We start from the raw sequence: 17,042 nt of genomic DNA, 5'->3' as shown, positions 1-17,042 counted from the left end.
TTGTCCATGATCATCATGGACAAGGTTCTATCAAATAATAATCAGTTCATATACCTCTGATAATTGCGTGACCCGTTCCGTATCACTCGCTTCCTTTGCATGCTTGATTTCCTGAGGAAGAATATGGTTAAGGAGGCTGGCTTCTTTACCGGATAGCTTATTGACGAGTTCTTCTTCAGAATGAAAATGTCCGCTTTTGATTTTATTATAAATTTCCTGTGCCTCAGGATATTGGTCCGTATAGTTAGATAATATCTCACGTAAGTAACCAATCGTACGATCCATCAAACCATCCCTCTCGAATGTTAGATTTTTGCTTACATGCTATACCTTCCCCCATTTTTTGATGATAAATTCCTAAAAAAAAGATATCCATGTCAATGGATACCTCTAATCAGTCTTCCTCCCAAAACAAATCATCCAATGTACGTGATAATGCTTTACAAATACCGACACACAAACCTAATGAGGGATTATACTTTCCGGATTCAATTAATCCTATCGTTTGCCTGGAAACGCCGACAATTTTGGCCAGTTCATCTTGTGACAAGTCCTTTTCTACTCTCGCAAGCTTCAGTTTTATATTTTTCAAGGGAAGCCACCTACAATTTCTTATTATCTTCGCTATTTTTCATTCCGATTTTCTTCGCCAGCAAGTATATACCACCAAAAAACAAAAGTAAAATCGGCAAATAGATCATAACGGATACAAACGATACCAATACAAAATACCATACACCCTGGGAACTGCTATCGGCATAGGATACAGCACTATTCACCCCCATGAATATAGCGATGATGAGTGCTAAAGCTACCGTACCAAAAATCGTCTTCCTGCTCATCGGTGTTTTGCTGGCGCGGTCATGCATCTCCACCTCATCCCAGAATACACCTAAGAAAATGGAACGAGCTAAGTAATACAGCCCTCCTGCAACAAGGATCGCGAATTCCAGATATAACTCCCCGCTACCTGCACCATATTTATATAATTTGAAAAGTGCACTCACCAGGCAAATGGCCAAAATGACGTAATACATTTCTTTATAAATTTTATTTCTTACATGCTCAACCCGCTCATCCGTGATCTTTTTCGTTCGTTTAAATAAATCCATCATCGATCGACCTCCATTTAATTCCATTACTTACTCTTATTATATGATTTACTTTACTTTTTGCAACATATATATTACTTTTTATAATTTATAAATTGCAATACGTATAAAAAAAGGTACCCACACATTAAATATGGGTACCTCTACTTCCTTATTAGGGTTTTACTCGTAAGTTTTGGGGATTTACTCGTGAATTCTGCATTTTTAGAGATAAACCTGCAGTTTTCGTCGATATATCTACATTTTCGGAGATAAACCTGTAGTTTTCGTCGATATATCTACATTTTCGGAGATAAACCTGTTGTTTTCGTCGATATATCTCTATATTCGGAGATAAACCTGCAAGTAACGTCGATATATCTACATTTCCGGAGAAAAAAACTGTAGTTTATATAATTCCAAACCAAGTATAGAGGGCAATGATGACAAAGACAGCTAATGATTTTATGATGGTGATCATGAATATGCTTCCATACGATTGTCTATGCGTTAATCCTGTGACGGCAAGCAGGGTGATGACGGCTCCGTTATGCGGAAGTGTATCCATGCCGCCTGATGCCATCGCGACTACACGGTGCATCACTTCGGGTGAAATATTGGCCGCGGCGATTGCCTGATTGTATTTATCGGCCATTGCGCTTAATGCAATTCCCATTCCCCCGGAGGCAGACCCTGTTATGCCTGCAAGTGCACTAGTGGTGACAGCGCCGTTGACAAGCGGATTCGAGAATACACCGGATATTCCATCACTGATTTTCGCAAATCCTGGAAGGGCAGCGATGACTCCGCCGAAGCCATATTCCGAACCAGTGTTCATGACGGCAAGCAATGAGCCGCCAATACTGTTGTTCAGTCCTTCTTTCATGTGTTTGGTCACTCGTTTCCAATCATAGGCAAGGGCTGTGATGATTCCGACGATCAGTGCAATCTCCACCGACCAGATTGCAGCATTCGCCGCTACATCAACTGAATAATCCTCTAACCCCATAGCAGAAAAATCAAATCCATTAGGATACCATTTCGGTATGGCTTTAGACAGATAATTATTCATGATCGCAACCAATCCAAGCGGAACGAATGCTAAAATCTGCCGTAATACAGATTGGTTTGAATGTAAATCAGGAGCGGGCTCCCCTTTTTCCTGTTCAGGTCCAGCGGCATTTTCCGCAGCAAGCCCATAATATCCTTCCCCTGCTTTTTTTGCTCGCCTTTTTCTGCTTTCCAAGTAGGCCAATCCAACCGATAAGACAAAGATGGCGCCTATGATTCCAAGAATCGGAGCTGCATAAATGTTTGTACCAAAGAAGGACGTGGGAATGACATTTTGAATTTGGGGAGTTCCCGGCAAAGCATCCATCGTGAACGTGAATGCCCCAAGTGCGATGGTAGCGGGCATAAGCCTCTTAGGTATATCGGCTTGCTTGAACAATTGAACGGCAAAAGGATAAATGGCGAAAACCGCAACAAATAAACTCACGCCGCTATAGGTTAAAATCGCACCTAAAAGGACAATCGTCAGCATGGCCTGTTTGGCACCGATCAAGCGGACGATCGTCTTCGCAATCGATTCGGCGATTCCCGACATTTCGATGATCTTCCCGAATATAGCTCCTAATAAAAAGACGGGAAAATAGTTTTTTATGAAAATGACCATCTTTTCCATGAATACGCCGGAATAGAACGGCAAAACATGACCCGGGTCAATGAAGAAAACAGGTAAAAGTGCAAAGATAGGTGCAAATAAAATGACAGAATAGCCGCGGTACGCTGCAAACATCAATAGCCCCAGCGCCAGCAATATAATCATTAAGTCCATGAAGATCCCCCTAAACATTTATTCCAAGTTTGAATAATTTCCCCAAACTAGTTAAAAATACGCCAAAAGTGAACCTCTCTGCCAAAGTAAAATTTGTCAGAAAGGTTCACCTTTATTTTTCTTATATTTATTGATTATTGAGCTGTATAGCCACCGTCAATGACAACAGCTTGACCTGTTACGCTTTTCGCTTTATCGCTTGCCAGGAACAATGCATAATCAGCAATTTCACTAACATCCAATAAACGTTTTTGAGGCACTAATGGAAGAAGGACTTCTGCCAATACATCTTCAATCGGAACATTACGTGTTTTCGCCAAGTCTGCCATTTGTCCGCGTACAAGCGGAGTATCCACATATCCAGGGCATAAAGCATTAACCGTAATACCGTGTTCTGCACCTTCCAAAGCAGCAACTTTCGTTAAACCGATCACTCCGTGTTTCGCGCTGTTGTAAGCCGCTTTACCTGCGAATCCGATAACACCGTTAATGGAGGAAACGTTAATGATGCGGCCGAAACCTTGTTCTTTCATGATCGGGAACACGGCTTTCGTTAGAATGAACGGCGCTGTCAGCATGATTTTTATCATCAATTCGTATTTAGCCGTCGGGAAATCTTCGATTGGTGATACATGCTGCAGCCCGGCATTGTTAATCACGATGTCAACCGAACCGTATGTTTCTTTAGCTTCCTTCACCATATTTACGATATCTTCTTCTTTTGTAACATCGGCTTTGATTCCAATTGAATCGAAACCAAGTTTTTTCAATGATTCCGCAGCATCCTTCACCGATTCTTCATTAATGTCTGAAAGAACCACTTTGGCTCCACTTTCAGCGAAGTGCTTACCAATTTCAAATCCAATACCGCGAGCAGAACCTGTAATAATAACGACTTTATTTTTAACCATTATGAATTCCTCCTAGAGTAGACTAATTTTTTGTATCGATATTTATTAAACGATACCGATGGCACCCATTATGATGCCGACGATCATGGCAATGGTCGGGATGATGAACGCAACCACGAAAACATCTTTATATGTTTCTTTATGAGTCAATCCTGTAACCGCCAAAAGTGTCAATAGAGCACCATTATTAGGGAAAATGGATGCACCTGAAGCGACTGCCGCCATTCTGTGGAATACATCCGGGCTGATTCCCGTCGATTGTGACAAGCTGTAAAAAGTATCGCCAAGGGCATTAAGTGCAATACCCATACCGCCTGAAGCTGAACCAGTGATGATCGCCATGATTTGTACGGCAAGAGATTCAGCAACGAGCGGATTGCTCGAAATATTAAGCAGCCAAGAAGTGATGTTATCAAATGCAGGTATAACCGCAATGACAGCTCCGAATCCAACTGCGGCACTTGTATTCAGGATGGCCATCACTGACCCTTTCGCTCCCTCATTGACAGAGAAAATGAACTTTTTGTAATCCTTGATATTGATGACCATAATGCTCAGAACCCCTAATAATAATGCATAGATAGGTTCTAATTTCACAACGTTAAGCAATAGGACAACAATAAGAAGCGGAACTAAAGACAATAACCAATTCGGTACTTTTTCGTCTTGCTCAGAATCGGTAACCGATTCATCCGATTCGATGAATCCTTCTCCTTTAGCAGAAAGAGATCTTTCTCTGTATGATAACCAGAAATACCCGCCAACTGCCATGATCAAAGAAGTGACGATCCCGATGATCATGCCTGAAGTAGGTGTCGTATGGAAATACTCCATCGGTATCAGGTTTTGGATTTGCGGTGTACCCGGTATGGCCGTCATCGTGAAAGTGAATGCCCCAAGCGCAAAAGTGGGAACAAGCAGCCTTCTCGTAACGTTCGCTTCTTTAAATAACGCAAGCGCGATCGGATAAACGGCGAACACGACCACAAATAAACTAACTCCGCCATAAGTCAATAAAGCGGAAGCGATCAGTACCCCAAGAATCGCCCTCTTTTTACCAATGATCTGCGTTACCTTCTTGGCAACGGATTTCGCTGCACCCGTTTCTTCCATCAGCTTTCCGAAAATCGCTCCCAGCAGGAAGATTGGGAACCACTTCTGAACGAATCCTACCAATCCGGTCATATACGTTCCGGTATACGTATCAAATACATCCAATCCGCTCATCAATGCTACTACTCCAGCCACCAGCGGGGCCACCCAAATGATGGACCATCCCAAATAGGCCAAAGCCATCAGCAATACTAAGCCTACAATTATACTTAACACCCGAAATCACCTCTTTCCAAGGTGATGTAAATCGTTTTGCTTTCCATCATGGTTCCCCCTTGAATGTGTGAATCCCTTATGCTCAAGACATCCGTGTCTTAAACATCAACCCTAAAAAAAGTGGATACGAGGATACCCTCTTTTTAGTTATTTTAAAATAATTTCATATCTACCTTGTATGCATTTCCGAGAAAGGTGAATAAGCTGATTAATCTTTTGGAAATATATTCATTAACATAAAACATCATAAAATGCAGCTCATACTAAAGTCCTTTCTCCTTTTACTTCTACAGAATGAATATTTTATTAAAATAGGGTTATATATACTTGCTTTTTAATCCTCATATAGTTTACATCTCCTTTATTTATAAGTAAAATGAATAATAAGAATATACTTTATGCTAATTACGAATAAATAGGAGACAGATATGGAATTACGAGATTTAAAATCATTTATGGAAGTGGCCCTTCATAAAAGTTTTACGAATGCCGCTGCCAATTCTTATTTAACACAGCCTTCCTTAAGTAAAGCCGTCAAGAAACTCGAAGAAGAGCTGCGTGTGGAACTCTTCGACCGCTCAACGAGACACCTGCGCCTGACGGATGCCGGACAAATTGTGTATCAGCAAGGCCAAAAAACCTTCGCCGCATTATCCGAATTGAATGTACTCTTGGATGACCTCAGGGACGTTACAACAGGCGTTGTGAAAATCGGCATTCCTCCGCTGATCGGCACGCTGTTTTTCCCGGAAATTGCCCGCAGCTTTCAAGAACGTTATCCGAAAGTTTCCCTCGAGTTGGTCGAACTTGGCGCAAAGCTGATTGAAAAGCTTGTCGAAGAAGGCGAAATCGACCTCGGCATCGTCGTATTGCCTGCCAGTGAAGCTAATTACAATATTTACCGCTTCATTGAAGACGAATTCGTTTTATTTCTTCATGAAGAGCACAGACTTGCCCGCCGTTCAGCCGTATCATTATCTGAATTGAAAGACGAGAAATTCATCCTTTTTTCAGAAGACTTCACTTTACATGATTACATTATCCAGGCATGCGAAAAAGACGGATTCACCCCTGACATCTCATACCAAAGCTCACAATGGGACCTGATCATCGAACTCGTCTCATCCAAACTGGGCATCACCCTCCTGCCCAGATCGATTTATCATAAGCAGACCAACGAAAATGTTAAAATCATCCCGTTAAAAAACTCGAACCTCCACTGGAAACTTGGAATCATCACCAAGAAGGACGCCTACCATTCCTTCGCTCTGAAAGAACTATTGAAGATGCTGAATGAAGGTGTTGGTCTAGTGCAGAATGACATAAATCAATAAATGAAAATAAGATTGCCTACATTTTTTTAGGGTTTGTAAAATAATTTAAACGTTGATTGGAACGTAGGGCACTCGCTTTCCGCGGGCGGTCCAGGAGCCTCCTCGGCCGCTCTTGCGCCTGCGGGGTCTCCCTGGACGCGCTTTTCCCGCAGGAGTCTCGCACCTTCCGTTCCAATCAACTTTGTTTTAAAATTTAGATAGAAATCATACCTGAGGTGATGAAAGTGGTCCTTTGGAGCAATTGCTTCCTAACATCATTTAGTCCGGTCGTTATTGATTTCCCTTTCATTTTTAATTTGGTCAAGTATTCCGAAGTTGGTCGCCAAAGTTTAAACCTGTCATTTTGTTAAAACGTCCCTACATTACATATACATTTGGCATTCTCCCGATACGTCAAGCTATCGTTTGTTATGGTTTTTATGATAAAGGGCGCAATTATCTAGTTTTGGTAAAAACTATGAGCTAAAAAAGTCCAATAAGGGGTTAGGAATACGTGCATTCAGAACCCCTTTTGTCTTCAAACTGAAGCAGTGGATTTCGGAGGTGAAATCTCACTGCTTTTCCGTGTTTCTTCAAAAGTTTCTTCCGTTTCGTTTACATGTAGTTTTATAGTTCAGCATAAATCATAGTATTAAAAGACTGAATCAAAAACTAAGGAGACCTGCGATGAAAGCAATGGTATGCACGAAATACGGTTCACCCGATGTACTGGAACTCAAAGAGGTAGCAAAGCCAACTCCGAAGGACAACGAAGTTCTGGTAAAGGTTCATGCGTCAACCGTCGCTTCAGGAGACATAAGAGTCCGGAGTTTCAAGAGCCCCTTCTTATTATGGCTGCCGATGCGAATCTTTCTGGGGCTTAGAAAACCGCGAAAACCGATTCTCGGTGTGGAGCTAGCCGGGGAGATAGAGGAAACAGGAAGCAATGTGAAAAAATTCAAAAAAGGCGACCAGGTTTTTGCCATGACTGGAATGAATTTTGGGGCTCATGCCGAATACACATGCTTACCTGAAGATGGGCCAATCGCAATTAAGCCTGCCAATGTGACCTATGAGGAAGCCGCCGCCGTTTCTTTTGGGGGAACGACAGCTCTCCATTTTTTCAGAAAAGCCAATATCCAGGTCGGACAAAAAGTCCTCATTTACGGTGCATCCGGATCGGTAGGTACTTCAGCCGTACAGCTGGCCAAATACTTTGGAACAGAAGTTACCGGAGTATGCAGTGCCGCTAATTTTGAATTGGTGAAATCATTGGGAGCAGATAAAGTAATTGATTATACCAAAGAGGATTTCACGGAAAGACAAGAGCGATATGACATCATCTTTGATGCAGTCGGTAAAAGCTCGAAAGCCAATTGCAAGAAGGCACTAACCCCGAACGGGCGATACGTGTCAGTTGAAGGACAAGGAATAGCAAAGATACTTACGGAAGATTTACTACTCCTTAAGGAGCTTATCGAAACTGGCAAAATAAAATCGGTCATTGATAAACGCTACCCGCTGGAACAGATACCCGAGGCACATAGATACGTAGAGCTCGGACATAAAAAGGGAAATGTCGTGATAACTGTTCATGATAACCCCTGACAAAACCTTACACATGTTTTAACTAGCCTCTTGGACATGGAAATACCCCTTAGACAATTGGATCTGAAGGGGTAAGATGTCATTATCCAAGAAGATATTGAAACTTTTTCCAGCAACGAACGTATATGGATGAGAGCTGTTATTTCTGGAGGATATAATGAATAAGGATGCAATCGTTCAATTAGTTTTAATGCTAGGGATTCCGGCCTTCATGATGTGCCGGGAGTATAAAAAGATGTCAGAAGAAGAACGAAATGAAGTGAGGACGGATTTTACGAGTAAGCGTTTTATCTTTTCAGTTGGTCTAGTGGCTCTCAGTTGGGTAGTCTTGCTGCTGGAACCAATTTTTGAAATGACTTGGATGAAAACGGTTGGTATTGCACTTATTTCTATCGGAGGATTGGTAGGAATTGTTTTAATATGGCTGAATGCTTCATTAAAGCGGAAAGCAGTGCCAAAAATTATCTACTTGTTGATCCTTTTTTCCATCTTATTTTGGGTGAATTATTAAATAGGTGCAGCCCATTGCACCTATTCTTCTATCCTCTAATCATTTTTCTCCCTATACATTAACGAACGTAAATCCCTCTCTTTTCCAAGAATGAGGGTTTTTTTCGAAGTGAACAGCAGATTGCTGGAAAGATCCGATTCTACGAAATCTATTAAGCCAATAATTAAGCAGATAAATCTATCTGTTTCAGACTGTAGACAAATTCGAAGAAAGCGGGTTTGCCTACTTTTTTTCTTAAAAAAGTTGCAGTGATTTCAGAAATCCGCTCCCTTTCCGCCGACTGTCTGCCAAGCCTCCTCGACGCAAATGTCTGTGGGGTCTCGGCTAGCGAGTTTTTCGGCAGGAGTGTCGCAGATTTCTTCCTTCCAATGAAGGGGTCATAAAAAAACTATTAAGAAAACCATAGTCTAGTAATCATGGATCGGGATGAGCCATTCCGAACCCCTCAGACTATAGCCAAATTAGAAGAAATGTAGTTTGACTATAGTTTTTTTATTAAAAAAACGTTCCAGTTGATTGGAGCGGGTATTCGAGACTACTGCGGGAGAAACGTGTCCAAGGGAGACCTCGCAGGCGCAGGCCGCCCGCGGAAAGCGAGTGCCCTACGTTCCAATCAACGTTATTATCGAATTACGCCCTCCTTAAACACGAACATTAAATTATATTTATATTTTAATGTTCACTTTTTTATTGATTATCTATTATTTTTTTGTTATATTAGCAAAGTAATAATCGTCATTTACTCGTATATGCTCGGAAATATGGTCTGAGCGTTTCTACCTGGTTCCCAGAGAAAGAACTAGACTACGAGTTAAAGTATTCGGCTGCCCGCTTTCTTGAGCAGCTAATGATTTAGCATTATAATCATTTTGCTTAATCATCTTTACTTTGACTATCGTAGGTCTAGAAGGCAGTAATCATTCTGCCGTTCTGGACCTTTTTCTTTGACCATAACTGCGAGTGTTTCAAACAATCGGATAATTTGTTTTTAAGGAGAGAAAAAACATGTTCAAAAAGTACACTCTATTAGGAATCATTACATTACTTTTCGTGTCGATGATTGCAGCATGCAGTTCTGCTTCCAAAAATGAAACGGTCGAAAAAAAGACTCAAAGGCCTATCATGATTCAAGGTCCAATGCCGATAGAAGCTGAAAATTTCGCGAAAAGGTTAAAAAATGTTAAAGAAGAAAAATCAGGAGATTTTGTATTTTACATTGGAACGTTAGACAATTATCCTGTAATCGTTGCAAAAACAGGTAAAGGGATGGAAAACACAGCTGCCGCTACAGCATTGGCCATTGAAAGATATAACCCTATTGCCATCATCAATCAAGGGACATCAGGGGGACATGATCCAAGCTTAAACGTTTTTGATATTGTTTTAGGAAAAAGAACGGTAAACCTCGGTTCATTAAAAACAGCAGATAAAGCTGAAAACCAAGGAATTGATCCAACCATTTGGAAACCAATGGACCTAATGGCTTCTGAAGGAAGTGCAGGAGAAGATCCTAACGCTGAAAAACCACGCTTCTACGAGGGAGATAAGGATTTACTCGCAGCTGCTCATGCAGTTAAAGATACTTATACAAAAGGTAAGGTTGTTGATGGCACTATCGGTTCTGCAGACGTTTGGAATAATGAAGTGGATCGGATTAAGTGGTTCCATACGAAATATGGTACATCCGTTGAAGAAATGGAAGGAGCTTCGGCAGCACAAATCGCCAAAGCTTACGATGTGCCTTTCCTAGGTATACGAGTACTATCCAATAATAAAACGAACGGCGGTAAATATAACCCCAATACAGCAGCAGCAAATCAAGAATATGTGTATGAAGTAGTCAAAAAATATATCTCTGCGATGCCAAGCAAATAAGATCAGGCTCGAAGCATATAAAGAATTAGAATCCTTTTGGTCAACTATCCCTATAATGAAATAAAGAAGAGCACATATTATATACGATAATATGTGCTCTTCTTTTATTCGCCGAGGGCTGTGCCCGATTCTTCCTCCTTGCAAAATAATAAGCTTAGGTTATTCAACGTATAAATTCTAGCGGTGAAAATGAATAAATCGCTGTAGTTGTTTTCAACGTACTCTTCAATGATCTCCATCCCTTTTCTGAATCTATCAACCAATAAATGCGTGTAGTTTTCATCCCATGTAAACCGATTGATTCGTTTAAGTTCATCTGCCCATACTTGAAACTTATACTCCTCGACAAGAAGCTTCAATTGATACAATTTATCTCTATTTACACAAAAGCAATTATTTTCATTTTCATGATTTTCCCGGACGAATGTAATAAAACCATTTATATTATCAGCCAGCATATTCGCTATTTGCATCTCGAAGTTCATTTCTAACATCTCCTCAATGTCTAAAATCTATAGTAAGAGTGTATGATTTGAAATGATATTTTAACACCAACAATTCTTTTTTCGAGATAGATTTCCTTGTGTATTTCTTGATAGAATTTTTACACAAAAAAATTGCCCCCCTTCCTTCCAAGGAGACAATCTCACATCGAATCCAGAACCAAAGAGATCAGCAGGCCGGCGGCGGTGAATATGCCCGTGATCGGCCCTCCATCTTCATATGCTTCAGGCATCATCGTTGAGGCAATCATCGCGATGATCCCGCCGCCTGCAAAGGCTGCCATCGCTGCCAGGACATAGTCCGGGGCATGATCGAGGAATAGATAGCCCGACATCGAGGAGAGTGCCGAAATGATCAGGACGGAAAGCCACAGCAGCATGATTTTCTTCTTGGAATAATCACTTTTGAGCAGACCTGTTGTACTTGAGAGCCCCTCCGGAATATTACTGATGAAGATGGCAATGACCAATAGCCAGCTTACCGAGCCACCGCTTATCAAGCTGGCGCCAATCATGATCGACTCCGGTATGGCATCCATCACCGTCCCGATGAAAATGGCTAGGCCCGCTTCCTTCGAGGAGCTATTATTGGAGCGTTTCCTTTTATCCGCACCTTTTTTGGAAATAAGAAAATCCAAGGCGGTAAACACGGCGGCCCCTGTTATGAATCCGATTGCGGTCGCCCAAATCCCCCCATCACTCACCGAATCAGCAAGCAGCTCATATGCCGCGGCACCAATCAATACGCCCGTACCAAAAGCCATAATATAGCCAATGATGTTTTTCTTTATCGGAATGAAGATGGCGGCAAGTGCGCCAAGCAGGACGGCAGAACCCGAAACCCCTCCCCAAAAGACCGCATTCCACATAGAATTCCCCCATTTCCTTTTTATAGGATAGTGTACCCGGGTTGATGTTGGGGTAAACAAGGGGCCGCTTTTTGCTATTCCAGCAAAAAAAAGCAGTTATATTCGCTGCCATGGTTTTTGTGTATAGAATGGTAGAGTTGTTCTGAGTCCTACTCTTCGCTGCCTTATATGACTGATATTTGCGGTTTTCCTTCTTCTCTTTCACTAACCTTTTCAATTTTATCGACAAACATTTGAAAAACCTTTCTCTTTTCTTCCAGCTCTTTTATAGACTCTTTCAATTCGTTCAATTTTTGCTCGAAAGGTTTATGATAGAGCTCACGGATGTTGCGAATGATTTCATCATTTATAGTGGATTGTACAACCTGCTTGGTAATATTGAATTTATAGGAATAAACCTGAAGATCACGCTTCACTTCTTCATACTCTTTTTCTATCCCATTTAACACATCACTGATTTCTTCATTCCATTCTACTAAAGCCTTTTTCACATGTTCCTCCACCTTTATTCCCCCTCTTTAACTAACAAAAATCCATCTCCATAAAAACTTATTTTATCAAATGTTCATTTCGGTTTCTTTTCGGCTTAGTTACTTAACATATAAGTTTCATTAAAAACAGATAACAGTTAATAACGAGTTACGAAACACTTTTGAAAAATCACATAGAATGAAACATGACAACTATAACCTATGGAGGTGTTCAGACTGATTCATACAGTTAAACCAGGTGAAACACTGACACAGATATCCAGGGACTATCGGAAACCGCTATCGGCCATCATCGCTGCTAACCCGAACATAAATCCAAATGTCATTAATCCTGGTCAACCCATCATGATCCCTGGATTTCCCCCTGCTGATACCATTCCATTTCAGATTGATGTATCCGTTAACAATCGTAAGCTAAGGCTGCTTAAAAATGGAGTACTGCAAAAACAATATCCAATCGCTGTTGGAAGAATGCTGTTCGGTACACCAGTAGGACAATTCATCATCGTTAATAAAGCCCCCAACCCCGGAGGCCCATTCGGTACAATGTGGATGAGTCTATCCAAGGAGCACTACGGCATTCATGGAACGAATGATCCCAGCTCGATCGGTAGAGCCGTCTCAAAAGGCTGTATTCGCATGCATAATCGGGACGTGGAGGAATTATCAAGGACTGTTCCTATCGGGACACCGGTTACGATTCATCCTTAATGTGTCTAGGGAAACCTGGACACTTTTTTTCATTCAAAAAAAGGCAGGGATTTCCCCTGCCAGTACAATAGTTTCGTTCAATCAATTCATATTTATCGGCCAATAATAAAACACTAGCGTAACCATGATGATCATGACGCCGCTGATCATTAAATAGGTTGGGTATCTGCGCGTGATGTTCATTTCTTTTTGCTCGTTTATTTCAATCGGGGTTTGAAGGATATTTGCATGAAATTCCCTTTCTTCGATGGTAATCGTTCCATACTTGGAGCCAATTATCATTGCACCTATGCTTAAAATTAAACCAATGATGACAGGATTGAGGTAAACGGGAAGGCTTATTCCGAACATGCCGAGACTTTCTCCGAGTATCACGCCAACGAAGCCGAATACGATGCTCCAAAAGGCTCCTTCTTTCGTTACCTTCTTTGAAAATACGCTTGATATGGCAATCGGTCCCCATGATGCCGCAAATAGTGTAGCCGCAAAGTAGCCGATCCACATGACGGCAGGTGGCTGGAACAATCCAATCAATAAGATGATCAAACTGATCACAACCATGGAAATGCGGCTGGCCCGTAATAGATGATGATCTGTGTATTCCTTTTTCCGTGATTGTTCCATGATATCCCGTGTAATGCTGCTTCCTATTATTTGCAGGAAGCTCGAACAGGATGATAAGGCCGCAGCCATGATGCCGCTGACGATGATGACTCCAAGCCATGTCGGGACAATATTCATTGCTGCCCAAATGAATACCTTTTCCGTCGGGGCGATATCCGCTTTAATGGTAGTGATTGTCGATATGCTGATATGAAGAAATAAATAGACGGTCAAAATCGATATCGTTGCCCAAACGCCGGCCCGGATGGCTACGTGTTCATTTTTTGCCATTAAATATCGGCTGCTTTGCCATGGACTCACGGCGATGACAATGCCCCAGACCAAACCCATGATGACGGCCCAGGCCAGCGCTTCCCAAGGTGTGCCCATCGTTGCGGCAGGTCCGGTAATGCCATGCCAGCTTAATAAATCAGGACGTTCAGCCAGGTTTGCCGCTTTCATAACGGCATCAGGGAACCCGCCTGCGGATTTGATGATATAAGGAAAACTTAGATACGTTGCAATTGAGAATAAAAAGAACATTACCGTATCATTGACCATGACGCCCTTCGCACCTGAGAGAATGGTGAAGGATGAATACACGACCCACATGATCACCAGGGCCATTGGATAGGAAACACCAGAAACCTCGGCCAATAAAACGGCTGCCCCTTGAGTAACGGCAACTAAATATGCTGAGATTCCGAGAATCGTCGTGATCGCAGCCGCCAGCCTTACCTTCTTGGAATGAAAGCGATTACCGAAAAATTCAGGAACCGTCAAGGATTTGCTTCTTCTTAAATACCTGCCAAACAGGAACACCCCGAAAATATAGCCGCTTGCATTAAAAATAACGAGGATCAGCAGCAGGATCGGATACCCTTCATAGGAAAATCCCGCTTCCCCCATGAATGATACCGTACTTAGGAAAGAGGCAACTAGCGTACCGGTTATCATCAAAGTGTTTCCGCTTCGACCAGAAACATAATATTCCTCTGAGCTTTTCACTTTCCTGAATAAAAAGATGCCGATCGAGACATACACACAAAAAGATATAATAATACCAAGCAGAAAAGCCACTTACATCCCCACCTTTTCAATCGGATCTTTAGCTTTTATTTCTTCTTGATTTCTTTTCATTTTCGCTAGGAAAACCTTCGTGATCCACCCCATGACAATTAAGGAACCCCCATAGCTTAAAGAGAAAATCAGCTCACCCATTTCTTGACCCCCTTATCAAAATAAAAATAATCAATAATGAAATATGCAATATCCATACCATATTTTTGAATATTCAGATTTTATTGAGGTTAATTTTATTTATCGTCATCATAGCTAAATTGGTATTTTCCTAGTTTGCGCATGATCGTCGTTTGACTGACCTCGAGGGCTTTGGCCATTTTTCGGGTTGATTTATAGGCGGAAAGGGCCTGTGACAATAATTGCTTTTCCGTTTCCTCTAACGCTTTTTTCAAGGGAATGATTCCTGTCAAATTGACTAGCGCCGTATCTTTGTAGGTTAAATCGGAAGGCAAATCCTCTATCGTTACGATAGGTTTCCTGGCCGTCACGACAATCTGTTCAATTACATTTTCCAACTCCCGAACATTGCCCGGGTAATCCTGAAGCTGCAGAATTAACTTCGAATGATCATCGATCGTGATGGATTGACCGTATTTTTCATTGAATTTCTTCAGAAAATAATCGGTTAATAATAGGATATCTTCCTTCCGCTCTCGCAGCTGCGGTATTTCCATGGGAACGACATGCAGCCGATAATAGAGATCTTCGCGAAACTGATTATTCTTGATCATTTGTTTCAGGTCTTTATTCGTAGCGGAGATGATGCGAATATTCACCTTTTTCTCTTTCGTTCCCCCCACCTTCATGAATGTTCTCTCCTGAACCAGATGGAGGATTTTCACTTGAATGTCGAGCGGCATTTCCCCGATTTCATCAAGAAACAACGTGCCGCCATCAGCACTTTCAACAAGCCCTTGTTTCCCGTGCTTATTGGCTCCCGTGAATGCCCCGCTTTCGTAACCAAACAGCTCGGACTCAATTAAAGCCGATGGAATCGCGCCGCAATTCACTTGAATGAACTTCTTATCCTTTCTGCTGCTGAGATCATGAATGACCCTTGCTAAAACCCCTTTTCCGACCCCTGTTTCTCCATGAATGAAAATCGATGAATCCATCGGTGCGACTTTTTCAGCTAATTCCAATACCTTTATCATCTTATCCGAATTTGTAATGAAGTTATTGAATGAAACGGTTCTCGAATTTTCATGCTGGGCTCGCTGGTTCCTAAGGTTCACTCTGTTCAATTTACTCTTCATCTCAACCAGTTCCGTAATATCCCTGGAATTCGAAACGATTCTATATAAGTTCCCCTCCTCATCAAAAATCGGCTTCGCTGTGCAAAATACAGTCAACCCATGCGGGTAGGTTTGCTCCGCCGAATGGATCGCTTTCGTTTTCATCGTTTGTAATGTAACCGAATTGACGATCAACCCCTTTTCAACTAACTCTTTAATATTCTTATTAATAAAGGCCTCAGGAGGCAGCCCTGTAAGCTTCTTGCAAGCTTCACTGACGAATAACGTGTTCCCGTTAGCATCCGTCACGAAAATTTCATCATAGCTGGAATCCAGGATTTGCGTTAGCTCCTTTACCTTCTTTCTTGTCACCTCCAGCTCTTTCTGAAGTGATTCATTTAGACTTAGTAAGCTCTTCATCTTCTTATTAAGCAGAATTTCCCTGACTTCAGAGATTGGATAACAGCTATATTGGTTATCACTATGTTGAATCACAAAATCATAGCTGATCATATCGTCTTCACTTAGCTTATCTAAATCATCAACGACAACAAACGATGTATTGAGATAAGCCGTGATTTCCGGATTTTCACCCTCCCTATCCAATCTCTTCAAAAAGAAACCTTCCTCCAATATGCCGAGGATGTCCAAGTGATTTTTCATGACAATAAAAGGCGAGGAATTAATTTTCAGCAAGGATTTAACATCCAAAATAGAAATATCGGAAAATACAATTAGTGATTCCTTTTTTACTTCCATCACATCACCCCATATTTTGATTGCGAACCGTTTTTGTTACACTTTTTAGTGCTGCAAAGAAATAAGTGCCCCACTCATTAGCAACGAATGTCCATTTATCAACCAATCTAACACTGAACCTATAATGAATCACCACTTTTCAAAAAAGGTTCAGTTATCTATCTATAAAATACTATATCCATGAGCCATACCCTCTTTATAAAAGTAAAAAAACGATGATGAATCCTCAATCGCCGAAACGGCATGATTATTGCATATTGAACCTGTATAGAGATAGGTAGAGGCGATTGCCCTCTATACTCTCATTCTATCT

Annotated in this window: 17 protein-coding genes and 1 riboswitch; of the genes, 5 read left to right on the top strand and 12 right to left on the bottom strand. The window is 41.5% G+C overall.

Annotated elements, in window-relative coordinates; translation table 11 throughout:
- Positions 1–30 precede the first annotated feature (30 nt).
- The 6 genes from MPH60_RS01300 to MPH60_RS01275 all read right to left on the bottom strand — a co-directional run bounded on the left by MPH60_RS01300 (position 31) and on the right by MPH60_RS01275 (position 5,168).
- Positions 31–285 carry a sigma-G-dependent sporulation-specific acid-soluble spore protein CsgA gene (locus MPH60_RS01300; protein WP_101223217.1) on the bottom strand — a complete coding sequence of 85 codons (255 nt, stop codon included), beginning with the start codon at positions 283–285 and terminating at the stop codon, positions 31–33.
- Between the two features lie 109 nt (positions 286–394).
- Positions 395–592, bottom strand: coding sequence for a helix-turn-helix transcriptional regulator (locus MPH60_RS01295; protein WP_241589251.1), 198 nt, complete (start codon positions 590–592; stop codon positions 395–397).
- A gap of 10 nt (positions 593–602) precedes the next feature.
- Positions 603–1,115: a DUF6773 family protein gene (locus MPH60_RS01290; protein WP_241589252.1), complete on the bottom strand. Its 513-nt coding sequence runs from the start codon at positions 1,113–1,115 to the stop codon at positions 603–605.
- Positions 1,116–1,500: 385 nt separating this feature from the next.
- Positions 1,501–2,928: a GntP family permease gene (locus tag MPH60_RS01285; protein WP_241589253.1), complete on the bottom strand. Its 1,428-nt coding sequence runs from the start codon at positions 2,926–2,928 to the stop codon at positions 1,501–1,503.
- Between the two features lie 134 nt (positions 2,929–3,062).
- Positions 3,063–3,839, bottom strand: a complete 777-nt coding sequence (locus MPH60_RS01280) for a 3-hydroxybutyrate dehydrogenase (RefSeq protein WP_241589254.1) — start codon at positions 3,837–3,839, stop codon at positions 3,063–3,065.
- Between the two features lie 45 nt (positions 3,840–3,884).
- Positions 3,885–5,168, bottom strand: a complete 1,284-nt coding sequence (locus MPH60_RS01275) for a GntP family permease (RefSeq protein ID WP_241589255.1) — start codon at positions 5,166–5,168, stop codon at positions 3,885–3,887.
- 428 nt (positions 5,169–5,596) lie between these two features.
- On the opposite strand from MPH60_RS01275, the gene MPH60_RS01270 reads away from it, so the two are divergent.
- From MPH60_RS01270 to MPH60_RS01255, 4 genes are all read left to right on the top strand, one after another.
- Positions 5,597–6,502, top strand: coding sequence for a LysR family transcriptional regulator (locus MPH60_RS01270; protein WP_241589256.1), 906 nt, complete (start codon positions 5,597–5,599; stop codon positions 6,500–6,502).
- A 666-nt stretch (positions 6,503–7,168) separates the two neighbouring features.
- Entirely contained in the window at positions 7,169–8,089 is a 921-nt protein-coding gene (locus tag MPH60_RS01265; RefSeq protein ID WP_241589257.1) for an NAD(P)-dependent alcohol dehydrogenase, read from the top strand.
- Positions 8,090–8,246: 157 nt separating this feature from the next.
- The gene (locus MPH60_RS01260; protein WP_241589258.1) at positions 8,247–8,600 is read left to right on the top strand and encodes a hypothetical protein; all 354 of its coding nucleotides are present in this window, start codon (positions 8,247–8,249) and stop codon (positions 8,598–8,600) included.
- Between the two features lie 723 nt (positions 8,601–9,323).
- Positions 9,324–9,427: riboswitch (purine riboswitch) on the top strand.
- Positions 9,428–9,605: 178 nt separating this feature from the next.
- Positions 9,606–10,475 (top strand): 5'-methylthioadenosine/S-adenosylhomocysteine nucleosidase, encoded by an 870-nt coding sequence (locus tag MPH60_RS01255; protein ID WP_241589259.1) that lies wholly within the window; start codon positions 9,606–9,608, stop codon positions 10,473–10,475.
- A 104-nt stretch (positions 10,476–10,579) separates the two neighbouring features.
- Here MPH60_RS01255 and MPH60_RS01250 read toward each other — a convergent pair whose 3' ends face one another.
- The 3 genes from MPH60_RS01250 to MPH60_RS01240 all read right to left on the bottom strand — a co-directional run bounded on the left by MPH60_RS01250 (position 10,580) and on the right by MPH60_RS01240 (position 12,350).
- A complete protein-coding gene (locus MPH60_RS01250; RefSeq protein ID WP_241589260.1) occupies positions 10,580–10,960 on the bottom strand; it encodes a hypothetical protein in 381 nt (126 codons plus the stop codon).
- Positions 10,961–11,121: 161 nt separating this feature from the next.
- Entirely contained in the window at positions 11,122–11,847 is a 726-nt protein-coding gene (locus MPH60_RS01245; protein ID WP_241589261.1) for a ZIP family metal transporter, read from the bottom strand.
- A 164-nt stretch (positions 11,848–12,011) separates the two neighbouring features.
- Positions 12,012–12,350, bottom strand: coding sequence for a hypothetical protein (locus MPH60_RS01240; RefSeq protein ID WP_057276953.1), 339 nt, complete (start codon positions 12,348–12,350; stop codon positions 12,012–12,014).
- A gap of 204 nt (positions 12,351–12,554) precedes the next feature.
- On the opposite strand from MPH60_RS01240, the gene MPH60_RS01235 reads away from it, so the two are divergent.
- Positions 12,555–13,049, top strand: coding sequence for a L,D-transpeptidase family protein (locus MPH60_RS01235; RefSeq protein WP_241589416.1), 495 nt, complete (start codon positions 12,555–12,557; stop codon positions 13,047–13,049).
- An 81-nt stretch (positions 13,050–13,130) separates the two neighbouring features.
- Here MPH60_RS01235 and MPH60_RS01230 read toward each other — a convergent pair whose 3' ends face one another.
- From MPH60_RS01230 to MPH60_RS01220, 3 genes are all read right to left on the bottom strand, one after another.
- Positions 13,131–14,732, bottom strand: a complete 1,602-nt coding sequence (locus MPH60_RS01230; protein ID WP_241589262.1) for a sodium:solute symporter family protein — start codon at positions 14,730–14,732, stop codon at positions 13,131–13,133.
- On the bottom strand, positions 14,733–14,873 hold the full coding sequence (locus tag MPH60_RS01225) for a hypothetical protein (RefSeq protein WP_241589263.1): 141 nt from the start codon (positions 14,871–14,873) through the stop codon (positions 14,733–14,735).
- Positions 14,874–14,968: 95 nt separating this feature from the next.
- The gene (locus MPH60_RS01220) at positions 14,969–16,729 is read right to left on the bottom strand and encodes a sigma-54 interaction domain-containing protein (protein WP_241589264.1); all 1,761 of its coding nucleotides are present in this window, start codon (positions 16,727–16,729) and stop codon (positions 14,969–14,971) included.
- Positions 16,730–17,042: the final 313 nt, after the last annotated feature.

This window comes from Peribacillus sp. Aquil_B1, assembly GCF_022603275.1.
Classification (GTDB): domain Bacteria; phylum Bacillota; class Bacilli; order Bacillales; family DSM-1321; genus Peribacillus.
The sequence above is the reverse complement of the archived record's forward strand: the minus strand, read 5'-3'. Positions and strand labels throughout refer to the sequence as shown.